Raw genomic sequence first — 14,999 nt, forward strand, 5'->3', positions numbered from 1 at the left:
CTACCCTGGCTTAAGCCGCCTCGTCGAGGAAGTACAGGTTCTTGAGGATGCTGCCTTTGAAGCGGTAGTTGCGGGCCAGCAGAAACGTGCTGATGGGGTGCTGCAGCGGATGCAGCGGGTCGAAATCCTCGGCCTCCACCATCACCAGCCGGGGCCGGTAGGCCGCGAAATCCAGGGATTCCAGCACAGAAAGGTCGAACTCCTCAGCGTCTATCGTGAGCAAATCGAAGCGGGCGGGCGCGTGGCACTCCTGCAGGATGGCCGTGAGCGTGCGGGGCTGCACCTGCCGCGTGCGCTCAATCTCCTCGCCCTGCGCCAGATACTGCGGCACGTACTGCGGGTCGGCCGTCGACAGCACGTTGTTACTGAACTCCAGGTACGTCAGCGGCTCGGGCTCGTGCGACACAAAGGCGCACACAGCCTGGTCGCGGGGGCGGATGCGGCCGAATTTGCGGATCAGCTTTTCATTGGCATCGATGCAGATGCCGCGCCAGCCGCGCCGGTACAGCAGAAACGTGTTGGAAATGAAGCGGGGCTCGTTGCAGCCAACCTCCACGTAGAACCCGTTGTGGGTCACCAGGGGCTTGAGCAGCGACTCAATCAGGCGGTCTTCGCCGGTGTAGCCGTAGCTCAGCCGCACGCTGCGCCCCAGCGGCAGGCGTAGCAGGGCTACCAGCACATATTTCAGGCTGCGCAAACCCGAGGAAACCGGGCTCGACCACGAAAAGAACTGCCGGAAGCTCACGCGGCTTTCCTTAAGGGCTACGCCGGCCTGGGTGAACAGGGCCCGGGAGCGGGCATTACGGTACAGGGAGGTAGCTAGGCGCTGTTGTGCCTGAGCTCGCAGACGAGCAGAAACCGACATCAAGAATAAATGACAAAAAGGCGTGGTGGGAGGGCAAAGGAGCAGATCACAAAAGCCTAAATATAGTTAAATTTACTGCCTGCACATTCATTAAAAAGATAATACTTTATAAAAATAGTTACTATACAGCTACCGCTAATCACGGGCAGCGTGGCAGACTGAACACGTTGCATATGCGCGGCTGTTAGGCACTGTTGGCCGGTTCTGGCAGAGTGCGTCGCCGGCTGCGGGCGTGGGCTGGTTCTTGATAGCGCTGAGCTTCTGAGTTCTGCCTTATGGAAATCCCGGCTCCCGAATCTCCTTTTGCGCACAAAACCGACGCCGAGCTGCTGCACCTGGCCCGGCAGGCCGCCCGGTACCCGGCCGTGGGCGCGGCGGCAGTGCAGGAGCTGCAGCGCCGCGGCCTGATTCCGGCCGAGCTGCCGGCTGCCGCAGCCGGACCGCCGCCAGCCTCACCGGTAGCGGAGCCCGAGGGCAGCACGCTGCGGCAGGCCGCCCGGCTGGTGCAGGCCGTTTTCCGGCCCCGCCGGGGGTATTTCGTTACCCCGCTGCTGCTGCTGGCCAACCTGCTGGCGTATGGCGCCATGGGCGTTCTGGGTGGCGTAAATCTATTGGCACCTGCCGGCTCCGACCTCATTGCCTGGGGCTCCAATTTCTCGGGGCTGGTGGTGGCCGAGCCCTGGCGGCTGCTCAGCGGCACTTTTCTGCACGGCGGGCCGGCCCATCTTTTCCTCAACCTGAGCGCCTTGCTGCTGCTGGGCCTGATGGCCGAGGCCAAAGCCGAGAGCCTCCGGTGGCTGCTGGTGTATCTGCTGAGTGGCGTGGGCGGCAGCCTGGCTAGCTTGTGGTGGCACAGCCAGGGTGTTAACTCCGTGGGGGCTTCGGGCGCCATTTTTGGGCTGTATGGGCTAGTGCTGGCGCTGCTGCTGGGGCGCGGGGCCGCGCTTAGCCGCCAGGAGCGAGCCGGCCTGCTGGGGTTGCTGCTGTACTTCGCGCTGGGCAGCCTGGTGGGGGGCCTGGCCGGCCCAGCCGGCACCGACAACGCGGCCCACCTCGGGGGGCTGGCTACCGGCCTGGTCGCGGGCTTGCTGAGCACGCTGAAGCACCGCTAGCCCCGGCCAACGCTCCGGCTGGGGCGGTTTTCCTGAAGCCTGCGCATGAACAGCCGATTTTATCTATCTGCAATTCAGAATCATATATATTTTTCTTGCTTTTTATTTACGAAAAGGAACTTTTTTTTAGCGAAGCGGTAGAAGGGCGGCATAATTTTAGCGAGACGTATACAGCTTAGGAATTTGTAATTCGTTGGCATTACCCGTTACTCATTCACCCTTTCTTTCTTTTCTATGAAATCTTTATTACCCGTTGCGGCCGGTATTCTGGCCTTGTTCAGCAGCAGCGGCGCCGTGGCGCAGCAGGCGATTCCGAATGGCACCCTCGAAACCTGGAGCCAGCGTGGGCTTTTCGAGTCGCCTCAATCGTGGCTGACGTTCGACGATATCATTTCAGCGCTGGTGGGGCCGCTGCCTTTTTCCACCAACACTACGGTAAAGTCCACGGATAAGCGCGGCGGCAGTTTTGCAGCCAAACTGGAGACGCAGAACTTTCAGGATAATTTCCCTGGTGTTCTGTTGCTCGGCACGCGCATTGGCAACACCAATACGCTTGGTGGCGGTATTCCCTATACCAACCGGCCAGCCAATCTGCAGTTCTATTACAAAATGACTGGCCCGGCAGCTGACTCGGCTGGGGTTCAGGTAGCACTTTTCAAAACGGTCAACGGCAACCCCGAAATCGTAGCTGATGCCTTCCAGATTCTGGCGCCTCAGGCCGGCTACACCTTAGTAACCCTGCCCCTCACCTACCGCCGCGCCGATACGCCGGATACGCTGCAGATATTTTTTGCTTCTGGCTTGGCCAACAACATCACCGCCGGCACCGCGCTGTTCATCGACGACGTGAGCCTGACCGGTACCGTGCAGGCGGCCAAAAACCCAGCCCTCGACGCGGCCCTCACGGTATATCCCAACCCCAGCCCCAGCGGCGAATTCCGGCTGTCGTCGGTGGCAAATCCAGCGGTGGCTACTGCCCCCTACACCCTCTCCGACGCCACGGGCCGGGTGGTGCGCACGGCCACTGCCGCGCCGCTGGGCACGGCTGGCGGCCGCCCCGTAGACCTGCGTGGCCTGCCAGCCGGCGTCTACCTGCTCCAACTCAACACCCCCGACGGCCCTGTTACGCGCAAGCTTATCCGCTAAGCCCGCACTCAATAACTGCTAAAACTTAATCAATCAGAAATTTCTATCAATTACCTGATCGTCAATTCAGTAAAGACTACCTGAATACTCAGCACATCTACTACTCAGAGTCCTTCCGCCGGCGGCTGCCGGCGGAAGTTTTTTTTGCCCTGTGCCCGGCGCATCATTTCAGGCACAACCTTTTGCCTATCACCTGTTTATGTGATTCACCCTTGCCTGTATAGCTGGTATCTTTATAACAGGCCGGCGGAAGGGCCGTCTGGTCTGTTCGCACCTTACTGTCTGCCGGCTATGAAAACGCTACTCCTTACTGTTCTTTGGCTGTTTCTTTTCGTTGGAATGGGGCCGGTTTCGGCCCAGAGTGTGCCCAACGGGGGCCTGGAAAGCTGGATCACCCAGGGCGCCGCCGAATACCCCGCCAACTGGCTGACCACCGACGCCATCTACTCCGGGCAGGGCCTGCCCCTGACGCTGGGCACCGTCACGAAAAGCACCGACCGCAACTCCGGCAGCTTCGCGGCCAAGCTGGAAAGCAAAACAGTATTCGGGGTGCCGTTTCCGTCGTTTCTGATTCTGGGCTCGCGCTTTGTCAATTCCAACACCTTCGGCATCGGCGGCATTCCGTTCACGGGGCGGCCCGCTACGCTGCAGTTCTGGTACAAGCTCACGCTCTCCGCCAACGACTCGGCCGGCGTGTATGTGGCCCTGACCCGGGGCGGCGGCCCTACTGCCCAGGTGGTAGGGGCCGGGGCCGCCATTCTGCCGGCGCGGGCCGGCTACGGCCAGTTTTCGCTGCCAATAGGCTACGCCGCGGGCCTGGCGCCCGACTCACTGCGGCTGTTTTTTCTGTGCGGCACCGGCGGCGTGATGGCCAGCTCCTCGCTGTGGGTGGACGACATTGGGCTGACCGGTGCGGTAGCCGCCACCTCGGCCCCGGCTGCCACGCAGGCCGCCCTCAGTGTCTACCCCAACCCCAGCGCGTCGGGTGAATTTGTGTTGGCTTCAGCGCAGCAGCCCGCGGTGTCCACCGCATCCTACCGGGTGTTTAATGCCCAAGGCCAGCTGATACGGCAGCAACCGGCCGCGCCGCTCAACGAAGCCAGCGGCCGCCGCGTAGATTTACGCGGAATGCCGGCGGGTGTGTATCTTTTGCACCTCAGCTCCCCCGCTGGCCCGCTGCTGCGCAAACTCCTGATTCCGTGACCGAACAACCGTCCCTGCCCGAGCCGTCGGCTCCTTCCTCCTCTACCCCGGGCGCCCTGCCCCCACCCGACGCCGTCCCCGCGGCCGCCGGCCCGCCCGCCCCCACCGACGACCCGCCGGCCGGACAGGAGCTGCCGGACGCGGCGCCGTCGCGCTGGAAGCGGGCCATCCGGGCGGTGGGGCGGGCCGCTACGGTACCGTTCAACACGGCTGGCTTTCTCTACCGCACGGGGCAGGAAAATATCCACTTCACACTGCCGGTGCTCAACGGGGCCTTCGGCGACCAGCTGGCCGAGCGCCAGGACCGCCGGGCCATCCGGATGAGCTTCCGCCGCCACGCCGCCGATGTGCCAGTGTCGGCGCTACGCCTCACGCCCGGCACCAAAGGGCCGCGCAAAGTGGTGGTATTTCTGCACGGCCTCATGGGCGACGAGGTGATCTGGCAGGCCGGCTCGGGCGAAGGCGGCCTGCGCTACGGCCCGCGTCTGCAGCAGGAAGCCGGCGTGGTGTGCCTCTACGTGCGCTACAACACCGGCCTGCACATCTCCCAGAACGGCCAGCTGCTCCACGCCCTGCTCACGGAGCTGCTCGAAGCCTACCCCGACGCCATCGGCCGGCTTTCGCTGGTGGGACACAGCATGGGCGGGCTGGTTATTCGGTCGGCGGGCTATTATGCGGCCCAAGCGGCAGTGGCGGTAACCGGCATTTCGTGGCTCACGCACCTGCAGGACGTGTTTCTGCTGGGCGTGCCCAACGACGGCTCGTTTCTGGAGCAGAACAGCCACTTCACGTCGGTGGTGCTGCGCAAAATCAACCTGCGCCCCACCCGCTTCATCAGTGGCCTGATTGATAAGCGCAGCAACGGCATCAAAGACCTGCGCCACGCCATTCTGGTAGACGACGACTGGCAGGACCCGCATGCCGACGACCTGTTTCCGCCCCGCACACTGGTGCCGCCGCTGCCCGGCGTGCGCTACCACGTGCTGGTGGGCTCCCTGCTGAAATCGGCCAACTCCGCCCTGCACGACTACTTCGGCGACGGCCTTGTGGGGGCCGGCAGCGCCCTGGGCCGTGTATTTGGCGACCCGGCTCTGCCACCCGAGCAGCAGATCAGCACCCGCGTGTTCCCGAAGCTGCACCACGGTACGCTCCTCTCCAACCCTGAGGTGTACCAGTACCTGCGCGACCGGCTGCAATAAGAGCCTTAGGCTGCATCAGAAAAGCCGATTGAAGCCACCAGAACGCCGGGCTTCACGTATCGAAGGCCATAAAAAAGCCGCCCAAACTGTCCCTTACAGAAGGAAGTTTGGGCGGCTTTTATGATTGCAGGGACCTTAGACACCTATGTTTGGCTTACTCTTTCGCGCGGGCCATAATCCAGGTGTGCATGGCTTCGAGGGTAGCTGTGGACACCACCGGACGGGGCTGGCCGTTGATCAGCGGCCACTCGGTGGTGGGGGCCTGGAAGAGGTGGTTGGCCCCCTCGATTTTCTGAGTGGTTACGCGGGCATTGCCTTTCAGAGCCTTGCCGAGCAGCTCCAAGTTAGTCTGGGCCTCGGCCATGTCGTCGGCGGTGCCGTGCAGCAGCAGCACGGCGCCCCGGGCTTTGCCCAGCTCCGGGCGCGGGTCCAGCTTCACGTAGTCGCGGTACCAGGGCGAGGTGAGGCGGGCCACGGCGGCCTGCACGGCTTCCGGGGGTAGGCCGGGCTGGTCCTGCCGCACCATGTTCGCCACGATGGCCTGAGCCTGGGAGGCGTCGGGGCTGTTGGCGATGATGTCGAGCATAGTACGACGGCGCTTGCGCTGGGCATCCATACGCTTCTTGTCCTCTACTTTCTGGCGCAGGCGTTGCTGCTCCAGAAACGTGGCCACCTGCGCCGAGTTGGAGCCCGAAGCCCGCATCTTATCAGCCTGAACCTGGGCCTGCTGGCGGGCCACATCCTGGCGGCGGGCCAAGCTCAGCAGGGCCGTATCGGCGGCGCCGGCCCGCAGCAGCAGCGACGGGCGCTGCTCCGAGAGCAGGTCGGTGCCGGATAGGCCGGCAGCGGCCAGCGACACCGTGAAGTTGGGAGGCAATGGTTGCGCTGCCGCCAGCAGGGCCACGTTGCCGCCCTGCCCGTGCCCGATCAGGCCCAGATGGGCCACGTCAATCAGGGGTCGGGTGCGCAGAAAGCTCAGGGCTGCCTGGGCGTCGTGGAGGCGGGCGGCCACGGTAGCCGTAGCCGAGTCGCCGCCCGATTTGCCGACGCCCCGGTCGTCGAGGCGGAGCACGGCCACGCCGCGGCGGGTGAGGTAGTCGGCCAAGTTGCCAAACAGGGCGAAGTCACCGTATTGCGCGTCGCGGTTCTGGCTGTCCTGGTCGGAGAGCAGCACCACGGCCGGAAACGGCCCCTCGCCGGCCGGCACGGTCAGGGTACCGGCCAGCTGCAGGTGGTCGGTATCGTTGGGCACCGTTACTTCCTCTACGCGGTAGGGCGGCGGGAACTTGAAGGCTTTGGGAGCCTGCGGCACGGCTGGCGGCACAAACAGCAGCGTGAGCGGCGTGGAGTAGCCGGGCTGCTGCCACACGCCCAGCAGCTGCTGGCCATCGGCGGAGCGGCGGCCCACAAAGCGGCAGCCGGCCTGCTCGGCCTCAAACAGCAGCGTATCGCCGCGCGGCGTCACGGTCATCGGCTCCCGGTTGACGCGCTGCATGGGCACATCGAGTACGGCAAACCGGTTGCCATCGGCCAGTTCCGTAACGGTGATGGCCAGCGGCAGGCTGCCGCCGGGCACCGTCAGCGCCCCTCTCCACTGGCCTTCCAGTGAATGACGGACGGCAGCCGGAGCTTGGCCCCGGGCATTGGCCCCAATCAACAGGAGCAAAAACAAGAGCAGCACAAATCCGACCCACGTAGAGCCGAAAACCAACTTTTTCATAATGGCAGAGAATAAGCAGTACACCCGGCCGGCACCTGGCCGGCGACGCGTATTGGCCGGCAAATACGGTAGCGGCCGGCCAGCCTGAAACCACTATCGGACCGGCAGCCACGGATAGCCGCCGAACCGGTAGTTCTGCTCGGTTAATGCACTTGCCTTACGGCAGCAAAACCCGGTCGATGACGTGCACCACGCCGTTCGTGCACTGCACATCCGGAATGACCATGGTGGCTGGCGTGGCATTGTTGGCGCCTTTCACCGAAAGCGTGCCGTTGCTGAAGGCGCCCAGCGCCAGGCGGCCGCCACCGGCCGTAGTGACGCTGCTGTTTTCGGGCAGCTCGGGCGTGAACTGGCCGCCGGGTACTACGTGGTTGAGCAGCACGGCCGTCACGGTGGCCTGTGGGAGCTTGCGGATATCAGCCGGCACGTTCAAGGGCACGTTCAGCGCCACGCCCAGGTCTTTGAACGCCTGGTCGGTGGGGGCAAAGACGGTGAGCGGCGCGCTGCCGGGCGTGGCCGACAGAGCACCAGCCAGATTGCAGTACAGCACGGCTTCCACCAAGAAGCTCAGCTCGGGCCGGGTAAACACCTGCGCATCCTTCAGCGCCACGGCCGACTGCACAATGTCGGCGCCGGTGGCCAGCAGCACTTTATCCACGGCGTGAACGGTGCCGTTGGAGGCGCGCACGTCAGTGGCCACAATGCGCGAACCGTTGACGTAGAGGCTGCCGCCGCGGCTGATAATCCGGCGGTTCGGCCCCAGCGCCGACGGCGAAACAACACCGGCCCGTAGGTCGGCGCTGCTGAGCGTGCCGCCGGTTACGTGGTACAGCAGCGTGCTGCGCAGAAACGGCTGCTGCAAGGTCAGTAGGTCGGAAGCCGAGTTCAGGCCCAGTCGGCCAAAGCCCGCGTTGGTGGGGGCAAACACGGTGAAATTGCCCTGCGGGTCGCCGGGGTTCTTATTGGACAAAATTGACACGACGTCACCGCGGATTGCCGCGTCTTCCAGAATCTGGAAATCAGGATTCGTGACGGCTACTCCGGCAATGGTTGGGTCAAGCTCATCGTTTTTCTGGCATCCTGCCAAAACCATGGCGCTCAGGGCTAAGCCGGCAAACCAGGTGGGTACGATTCTTTTCATGAGCAATGAGGTGTAAATAAGGGTTATTGGAACAGATGAGACCCGTGGGCATTTCAGTAACGAAAAAAAAATGCAACCGGATTTACTTCGTCCTAAATCCGGTGCGGGTACCTGGTACGTAAAGCAGGATATTATGATGTACCAACACAGTTCCTGTTTTGAGACAAGCCTCAAAGGTAGCTGTCTAGAATAATTTCCTGAAGAGTTTCCGTAGTTTTGCCCTTTAACACCGCGCTTTTATGCAACACACCTACCGTTTTCTACTTGCTTTTTCCCTGTTGAGCTTCGCCACGGCATCGGCAGGCCGCGCCCAAAGTCTGGTCAGCGGATTTTTGCCCGGCAAGGGCCATGGCTCCGTGGTTGTCTCGGGCACGCTGGAGCGTTACCAGAGCGTGTACCTCGCTCCGGAAAAAATCAACCGCGTACCCATCTTCGACAAAGTAGAGGTCAGTTCCGTGAACCTGTACGGCAGCTACGGCATCACCGACAAGCTGGAAGCCGTAGTGAGCTTGCCCTACATTCAGTCGAAGGGTTTTGCCGACGAACAGGTGCTGCGCGAGCAGGGCTACGTGAACAAGCGCGCTGGCCTGCAGGATATTACGCTGCTTCTGAAAGCCAAGCTGTTCTCCACTGAAATCGGGACCAACGTGCTGGATGTGCTGGGCGTGGTGAGCGGCAGCACGCCCGTGAGCGACTATAAGTCGGAAAGCGGGCTGGGCTACATTATTGCCATCGGCAACGGCGCGCGTAAGGTGTCGGGCCAGGGCGTGGTGCACCTCAAAACGCTGTCGGGTGTGTTCGTGACCGGCCAGGCCGGCTACAGCCTGCGAGACAACAGCGCCCCCAACGCCTTCGTGGCCGAAACCAAGGTAGGCTACGCCGGCCCGAAGCTGTACGTCGACGCCCTGGCTTCCTTCCAGAAGTCAGACAAGAGCGGCACCGATATTCTGCAGCCGGGCTTCACGGGCTTCTTCCCCGCCACCCGCGTCGATTATGTACGCCTGGGCGTCAGCGCGTTCCGTCCGCTGGCGAAGGGCTTCGGCCTGACGGTGGGCGCGGCGACGTACGTGGCCGGACGCAATCTGGGCAAGTCTACCGGCGTATCGGCCGGGGTGGCCTACAACTTCTAGCACACGCTTCAACACGTACCCTGTCGGCCCCGGTGCCAGCTTCCTTGGAGGCTGGCACCGGGGCCGACGGCTTTCCGGACATTGGCGCTTGTACTGGCACAGTACAAATCTATTTCACCGGTACTTAGATCATAGGACTAAGTTGATATTCATCTAGCAACATGCCAGGAATATTGCATAATAAATTCAAGCGCAAATAGAATTATCCTATATAAACTCTCATTAACAGCACATTATCAAAACACCAACTTACAGCCCGCTTAAATTTTTCATGATTATTTCGCGTTGTGTGGCTGCCATGTGGCAGCCGGCGGCGGCATTCGGCCTGCCGGTTCCCGCCTTCTGTACCCAACCCGCCTACCATGAAATACCGCTATTGGAGTGCTGCCCTGTTGCTTGCTTTTCTGTTTCCGGCCGGTGCCGCCCAAGCGCAGTCTGCTGCTGATGCGCTGTGGCAGGAAGTAGCCGCACCGGCGGCTCGGGGGCCGCTAGCCACATCGGCCCGCTGGTACAGCCTCGATACCGCCCGGCTGGCCCAGCGCCTAGCCCTGGCCCCGCCGGAAACCCGGCCTGAGCAGGCCGTGACGCTGGAACTCCCCTACCCCGACGGCCAGCTGCACCGCTTTGCCGTGACGCAGGTGCCGGTGATGGCGCCGGCGCTGGCCGCCCGGTACCCGCATATCCGCACCTACGCCGCCCGTAGCCTCGACGAGCCCGGCACCACGGCCCGCCTAGAATGGACCCCAGCCGGCCTGCACGCCCAAGTGCTGGGGCTGACCGGCACCGTCAGCGTGCAGGCCGAGGCTGATACGCCCGGCCGCTACCAGAGCCGCACCAGTGAGGTGCCGGAATTCGACTGTCGGGCTCTGCCGGTGCCGGGCGAGGCACAGCGGCCGGCCGGCGGCACTCCGCCCGCCGCGCCGGCGCCCTACGGCGGGCAGCTCCGCACGCTGCGCGTGGCCATGGCCGCCACCGGCGAGTATGTGCAGCGCCTGGGCAGCGGCACCGTGGAGGGCACTTTGACGTCGATGGTGGCGCTGGTCAGCTCGATGAACGCCGTGTATGAGCGCGACTTGGCCCTGCGCCTGCAGCTGGTGGCCAACACCGACCAGCTGATTTTCCTGGACGCCGCCACCGACCCTTACGACAATGCCAGCCCCACGGCCCTGATGGAAACCAACCGCACCGTGGTCGACAATGCCATCGGCTCGGCCAGCTACGACCTGGGCCACGTGCTGGGCTACCGCAGCAACGGCTACTCGGGCGTGGCCTACGTGGGCGTGGTTTGCCGCAGCTCCAGCGGCCTCAAGGCCGGCGGCTCTTCCACCGGCAGTTCGGCCAGTAGCATCGCCACCGTCACGACCCACGAAATCGGGCACCAGCTCGGCTCGGGCCACACCTTCAACGGCGACCAGGGCAACTGCGGCGGCGGCAACCGCAGCCCCGAGCTGGCCTACGAGCCGGGCGCCGGCAACACCATCATGTCATACGACTCGCGCTGCCCCCCCGACAACGTAGGCAGTGCCATCCGGTTTTTCCACGCGGGCAGCCTCAGCGCCATTCTGCCCCGGCTGACCTGCGGCACGCTGAGCGCCACTGGCAACCAGCCGCCCAGCGTGAGTGTGCCGCCCAGCACCTACACCATTCCGCAGGGCACGCCCTTCACCCTGGCCGGCACCGGCTCCGACCCTGACGGCGACGCCCTTGCCTATTCCTGGGAAGAGCTGGACCTCGGCACCACCACCAGCCTGGCCAGCGCCGCCACCGATGCCAGCGGCCCGCCCCTATTTCGCAGCTTCGCGCCCGTGGCCAGCCCTGCCCGCACGTTCCCGACGCTGTCGGCGGTGCTGAGCAACACGGCTTCGCTGGGGGAAATATTGCCGCTGGTGGCCCGCACGCTCAACTTCCGCCTCACGGCCCGCGACAACCGCGGCGGCGTGGCAGCCGCCAACGTCGCGCTGAACGTGGCCGCCGCGGGGCCATTCCGGGTTACGGCGCCCAATACGGCTATTTCGGCGGCCCCCGGCAGCACCTACACCGTCACCTGGGACGTACTGGGCACCAACCAGGCCCCGGTGAGCTGCGCCGAGGTGCGCATTCTGTTTTCCACGGACGGCGGCCAGACGTTTCCGACGGTGCTGCTGGCCAGCACGCCCAACACCGGCTCAGCGCAGGTGCAGCTGCCGCGCCTCACCACCACGCAAGGTCGCCTGAAGATAGAGGCCGTCGGCAACGTCTTTTTTGATGTCAACGATGCCAACCTCACCCTGGCCGGGCCGCTGCCGGTGGAGCTGAGCAGCTTCACAGCCGACGCCCGGCCCAACGCCGCCGAACTGAGCTGGACCACGGCCTCTGAACAGAACAACCGGGGCTTTGCGGTGGAAGCATCAACAAACGGCACCGATTTCCGGCAGATTGGCTGGGTGACCGGCCGTGGCAGCAGCGCCGCCCCTGCCACTTACCGTTTCCTGGACCCACGCCTGCCGGCCTATGGCAGCAGCACCGTCTACTACCGCCTGCGCCAGACCGACCTCAACGGCACCGAAACTCTGTCGCCGGTGCGGGTGCTGGCCGTGGTGGGTGCCCGCACCGCCACCCTGCAGGTGTGGCCCAACCCCGCCCACGACCACCTGACCGTGGCAGGCCTCACCGCCGGCCAGCCCGTGCAGCTGCTCGACCTCTCGGGCCGGGTGCTGCTGACGGCTACCGCGCCGGCCGGGCCGCTGGAGCTGCAGTTGCCCACCGGCCTAGCGCCGGGCGTGTATCTGGTGCGCAGCGGCGGCCAGGCACAGCGGCTGCTGGTGCAGTAAGCCACAAACTTCCTTAGCCTCAGAAAGCAAGAGCGGAGCCGAGACATCCCGCCCGTGTAGTACTCAGGTTACTACACGGGCGGGACGTCTCGGCTCCGCTCTTGCATGACTGGCAGCCGTATTTCTACCCAACCACCAGCTCCGTGAACGTGGCATCTACGACTACGCCGGGCAGGGTGAGGCCGGTTTCGAGGGTGACGGCTACAGCCTCGGCGGGCTGGCCGTCGGTGCTGTAGGCGGCGGGCTGGAAGGGCAGGCCGTGCAGCACCACGCGGTAGCGCGTGAAGCTGGGCTGGTAGTCGCCTTCGGTGGCTTGCTGCAGCAGCAGGCCGCTTTCGGTGCCGGTCACGGTGAAGCGGCGGGTGGTGCTCTGGCCACTCTGGTAGCCGTAGCCTTCGCCGCCGTCGTCGTAGAGCACGCTACTTTCCTGGCCGGCTTTGTAGTAGACGTGCAGCGTCACCTCGTCAATCACCTTCTCGCCCACGTACTGCTGCACCGGATACATCGGAATAACGGCGCCGGCGCGCACAAACAGCGGAATCCGGTCGAGGCCGGCGGCGGCCCACACTTCGGCACCGCCGCTCTTGGCTTCGTCGGTGTAGTAGTAGAACCAGTCACCGCGGGGCAGATACATCCAGCGGCCGTCGGCGCCGGCCTGCGTGATGGGGCACACCAGCAGGTGGTCGCCGAGGCTGAACTCGGCCATGCGCAGGTAGGTGTCAGTGTCGGTCTGGTCGAGGAAAGCCAGCGGGCGCAGCATGGGCGTACCCTGACTCACGTACTGCCAGAATGTGCTGTACATGTAGGGCAGCAGGCGGTAGCGCAGCTCAATAAAGCCCCGGGCCAGCTCCATGAAGTTCTCGCCGAAGCTCCAGGGCTCCTGGTCGCCGTGGTCGCCGCTGGAGTGGGTGCGGAAGAACGGGTGGAAGGCGCCCAGCGCCACCCAGCGCACGTACAGCTCACCGTCGGGCGTATCAATAAAGCCTCCGATATCGGAGCCAATGAAGCTGAAGCCCGAGATGCTCAGGCGCTGGCACTGGATGTTAGCCAGCCACAGGTGCTCCCAGGAGGCAATGTTGTCGCCGGTCCAGGCGGAGGAGTAGCGCTGGCCGCCGGCATAGGTGCTGCGCGTGATGGTGAACGGCCGGTTGGGGTAGCTGAACTGCTTCACGCCCTCGTTGGTGGCGCGGGCCATCTGCATGCCGTAGATGTTGTGGGCCTTTTTGTGCGAGGCCGGGTGGCCGTCGTAGTCGAAGCGCACGTCATCGGGGAAGGTGCCCTTCTCGAACACGGCCGGCTCGTTCATGTCGTTCCAGACGCCGCGCACGCCGGTTTCCTCAATCAGGCCCTTGAACAGGCCGGCCCACCACTCGCGCACGTCGGGGCGAGTGTAGTCGGGGAAGTTGCAGAGGCCGGGCCACACCGAGCCTTTCATCAGCGGGCCATCAGCTCGGCGGCAGTACACGTCTTTTTCCAGGCCCTCGGCAAACACCCGGTAGTTGGGATCAATCTTGATGCCGGGGTCGATGATGACGATGGTTTTGAAGCCGTCCTGGGCCAGCTCCTGCACCATGCGCTTGGGCTCGGGGAAGTGCGTGGGGCTCCAGGTGAAGCAGCGGTACCCGTCCATGTAGTCGATGTCGAGGTACAGGGCGTCGCAGGGAATCTGCCGGTCGCGGAAGCCCTTGGCAATTTCCTTGACGTTAGATTCGGGGAAGTAGCTCCACTTGCACTGGTGGTAGCCCAGCGCCCACAGCGGCGGCAGCTCGGGCGGGCAGGTCAGGCGGGTGTATTCCTCGGTCACTTCGAGCAGGCTGGGGCCGTAGATGAAGTAGTAGTTCATCTCGCCGCCCTGGGCCCAGAAGCTGGTGACGTCGGCACGCTCCGCGGCAAAGTCGAAGCTGGCCTTGAAGGAGTTGTCGAAGAAGATGCCGTGGGCAATCTTTTGCTGCAGCTCCAGGTACAGCGGAATGTTCTTGTAGAGCGGGTCGGAGCCCTTCACGTAGCCGTAGGTATCAGATCCCCAGTTGGTGAAGCGCTTGCCGCGCAGGTTCATGTTGTCGGGCTTGTCGCCGAGGCCGTAGTAGTGCACGCCGCTCTGCACCTGCTTGCTCATCTTCACGATGTCGTTGCCGGTGTCGTAGTCGTACTCCCAGTGGTAGCCCTTCTCGTCCTGCACCAGCGTGTTGCCGGAGCGGTCGAGCACGCGGGTTTTCAGGCCGTCCTTGGCTACGGTGCAGATCAGGCGGTCGGTGGTGATGCGGTAGTGGTCGGGCCGCTCCCGGAACTCCAGAAACTCGGGCGCCTGGCGGGCGGGTACGCCGTTGGGGAAGGCGTAGCTGAAATCGGGCGCAAACCCCACCTCCGAGGCGTAGCGGAAGCGCAGAACTTTATCGGTGATGACCTCCAGCCGGAGCTGGGCCCCGTTGTCGCAGCGGAAAACGAAATCGGAGCCGTCCTGCTGGCTGGCCACTACTTTGCCGGGAAAGAACTCCTGCTTCGCTTTCGCGGCCAGGTCGTTCAGCATGTAGTTGTTTTCCTGAATGTTGTGCTCGTTCATGAGGAAGGTCGGGCTGGGAAAAGCGGGCGGGTAAAAAAAAATCCGGCCGTGCCGGAGAAGCCTGCATTAAGCTTGCGAAGGTAAAAACGAATCCCGCGAATTTTGCCTAACAT

The 14,999-nt window shown here is 63.8% G+C and carries 10 protein-coding genes; 6 read left to right on the forward strand and 4 right to left on the reverse strand.

All coding sequences use genetic code 11. The features are described 5' to 3' along the window. Positions 1–10: 10 nt before the first annotated feature. Positions 11–865, reverse strand: coding sequence for an FkbM family methyltransferase (locus O9Z63_RS11450; protein WP_270125355.1), 855 nt, complete (start codon positions 863–865; stop codon positions 11–13). A 275-nt stretch (positions 866–1,140) separates the two neighbouring features. On the opposite strand from O9Z63_RS11450, the gene O9Z63_RS11455 reads away from it, so the two are divergent. From O9Z63_RS11455 to O9Z63_RS11470, 4 genes are all read left to right on the forward strand, one after another. Then, a complete protein-coding gene (locus O9Z63_RS11455; RefSeq protein WP_270125356.1) occupies positions 1,141–1,977 on the forward strand; it encodes a rhomboid family intramembrane serine protease in 837 nt (278 codons plus the stop codon). 234 nt (positions 1,978–2,211) lie between these two features. Beyond that, positions 2,212–3,123, forward strand: coding sequence for a T9SS type A sorting domain-containing protein (locus O9Z63_RS11460; RefSeq protein WP_270125357.1), 912 nt, complete (start codon positions 2,212–2,214; stop codon positions 3,121–3,123). Positions 3,124–3,414: 291 nt separating this feature from the next. Next, positions 3,415–4,326 (forward strand): T9SS type A sorting domain-containing protein, encoded by a 912-nt coding sequence (locus O9Z63_RS11465; RefSeq protein WP_270125358.1) that lies wholly within the window; start codon positions 3,415–3,417, stop codon positions 4,324–4,326. Next, positions 4,323–5,525 (forward strand): esterase/lipase family protein, encoded by a 1,203-nt coding sequence (locus O9Z63_RS11470; protein WP_270125359.1) that lies wholly within the window; start codon positions 4,323–4,325, stop codon positions 5,523–5,525. Before O9Z63_RS11465 ends, O9Z63_RS11470 begins: the two co-directional genes overlap by 4 nt. 154 nt (positions 5,526–5,679) lie before the next feature. Here O9Z63_RS11470 and O9Z63_RS11475 read toward each other — a convergent pair whose 3' ends face one another. Together O9Z63_RS11475 and O9Z63_RS11480 are read right to left on the reverse strand one after the other, a co-directional pair. Further along, positions 5,680–7,245, reverse strand: coding sequence for an alpha/beta fold hydrolase (locus O9Z63_RS11475; RefSeq protein WP_270125360.1), 1,566 nt, complete (start codon positions 7,243–7,245; stop codon positions 5,680–5,682). A 157-nt stretch (positions 7,246–7,402) separates the two neighbouring features. Continuing rightward, the gene (locus O9Z63_RS11480) at positions 7,403–8,386 is read right to left on the reverse strand and encodes a fasciclin domain-containing protein (RefSeq protein WP_270125361.1); all 984 of its coding nucleotides are present in this window, start codon (positions 8,384–8,386) and stop codon (positions 7,403–7,405) included. Positions 8,387–8,625: 239 nt separating this feature from the next. Between O9Z63_RS11480 and O9Z63_RS11485 the strand changes: the two genes are divergently transcribed. Both O9Z63_RS11485 and O9Z63_RS11490 read left to right on the forward strand, forming a co-directional pair. Further along, positions 8,626–9,516: a hypothetical protein gene (locus O9Z63_RS11485; protein ID WP_270125362.1), complete on the forward strand. Its 891-nt coding sequence runs from the start codon at positions 8,626–8,628 to the stop codon at positions 9,514–9,516. A 362-nt stretch (positions 9,517–9,878) separates the two neighbouring features. Beyond that, on the forward strand, positions 9,879–12,326 hold the full coding sequence (locus O9Z63_RS11490; RefSeq protein ID WP_270125363.1) for a reprolysin-like metallopeptidase: 2,448 nt from the start codon (positions 9,879–9,881) through the stop codon (positions 12,324–12,326). A 124-nt stretch (positions 12,327–12,450) separates the two neighbouring features. On the opposite strand, the gene O9Z63_RS11495 is transcribed toward O9Z63_RS11490, so the two are convergent. Next, complete coding sequence (locus tag O9Z63_RS11495; RefSeq protein WP_270125364.1) at positions 12,451–14,886, reverse strand: glycoside hydrolase family 31 protein; 2,436 nt, start codon at positions 14,884–14,886, stop codon at positions 12,451–12,453. Positions 14,887–14,999 lie beyond the last annotated feature (113 nt).

It is taken from the genome of Hymenobacter yonginensis (assembly GCF_027625995.1).
Classification (GTDB): Bacteria; Bacteroidota; Bacteroidia; order Cytophagales; family Hymenobacteraceae; genus Hymenobacter; species Hymenobacter yonginensis.

Excerpts from the sequence above, each read along its gene's own strand:
- O9Z63_RS11480 (WP_270125361.1), bottom strand. The coding sequence starts at position 8,386 with ATGAAAAGAATCGTACCCACCTGGTTTGCCGGCTTAGCCCTGAGCGCC.
- O9Z63_RS11485 (WP_270125362.1), top strand. The coding sequence starts at position 8,626 with ATGCAACACACCTACCGTTTTCTACTTGCTTTTTCCCTGTTGAGCTTC.
- O9Z63_RS11450 (WP_270125355.1), bottom strand. The coding sequence starts at position 865 with ATGTCGGTTTCTGCTCGTCTGCGAGCTCAGGCACAACAGCGCCTAGCT.
- O9Z63_RS11455 (WP_270125356.1), top strand. The coding sequence starts at position 1,141 with ATGGAAATCCCGGCTCCCGAATCTCCTTTTGCGCACAAAACCGACGCC.
- O9Z63_RS11490 (WP_270125363.1), top strand. The coding sequence starts at position 9,879 with ATGAAATACCGCTATTGGAGTGCTGCCCTGTTGCTTGCTTTTCTGTTT.
- O9Z63_RS11460 (WP_270125357.1), top strand. The coding sequence starts at position 2,212 with ATGAAATCTTTATTACCCGTTGCGGCCGGTATTCTGGCCTTGTTCAGC.
- O9Z63_RS11475 (WP_270125360.1), bottom strand. The coding sequence starts at position 7,245 with ATGAAAAAGTTGGTTTTCGGCTCTACGTGGGTCGGATTTGTGCTGCTC.
- O9Z63_RS11495 (WP_270125364.1), bottom strand. The coding sequence starts at position 14,886 with ATGAACGAGCACAACATTCAGGAAAACAACTACATGCTGAACGACCTG.
- O9Z63_RS11465 (WP_270125358.1), top strand. The coding sequence starts at position 3,415 with ATGAAAACGCTACTCCTTACTGTTCTTTGGCTGTTTCTTTTCGTTGGA.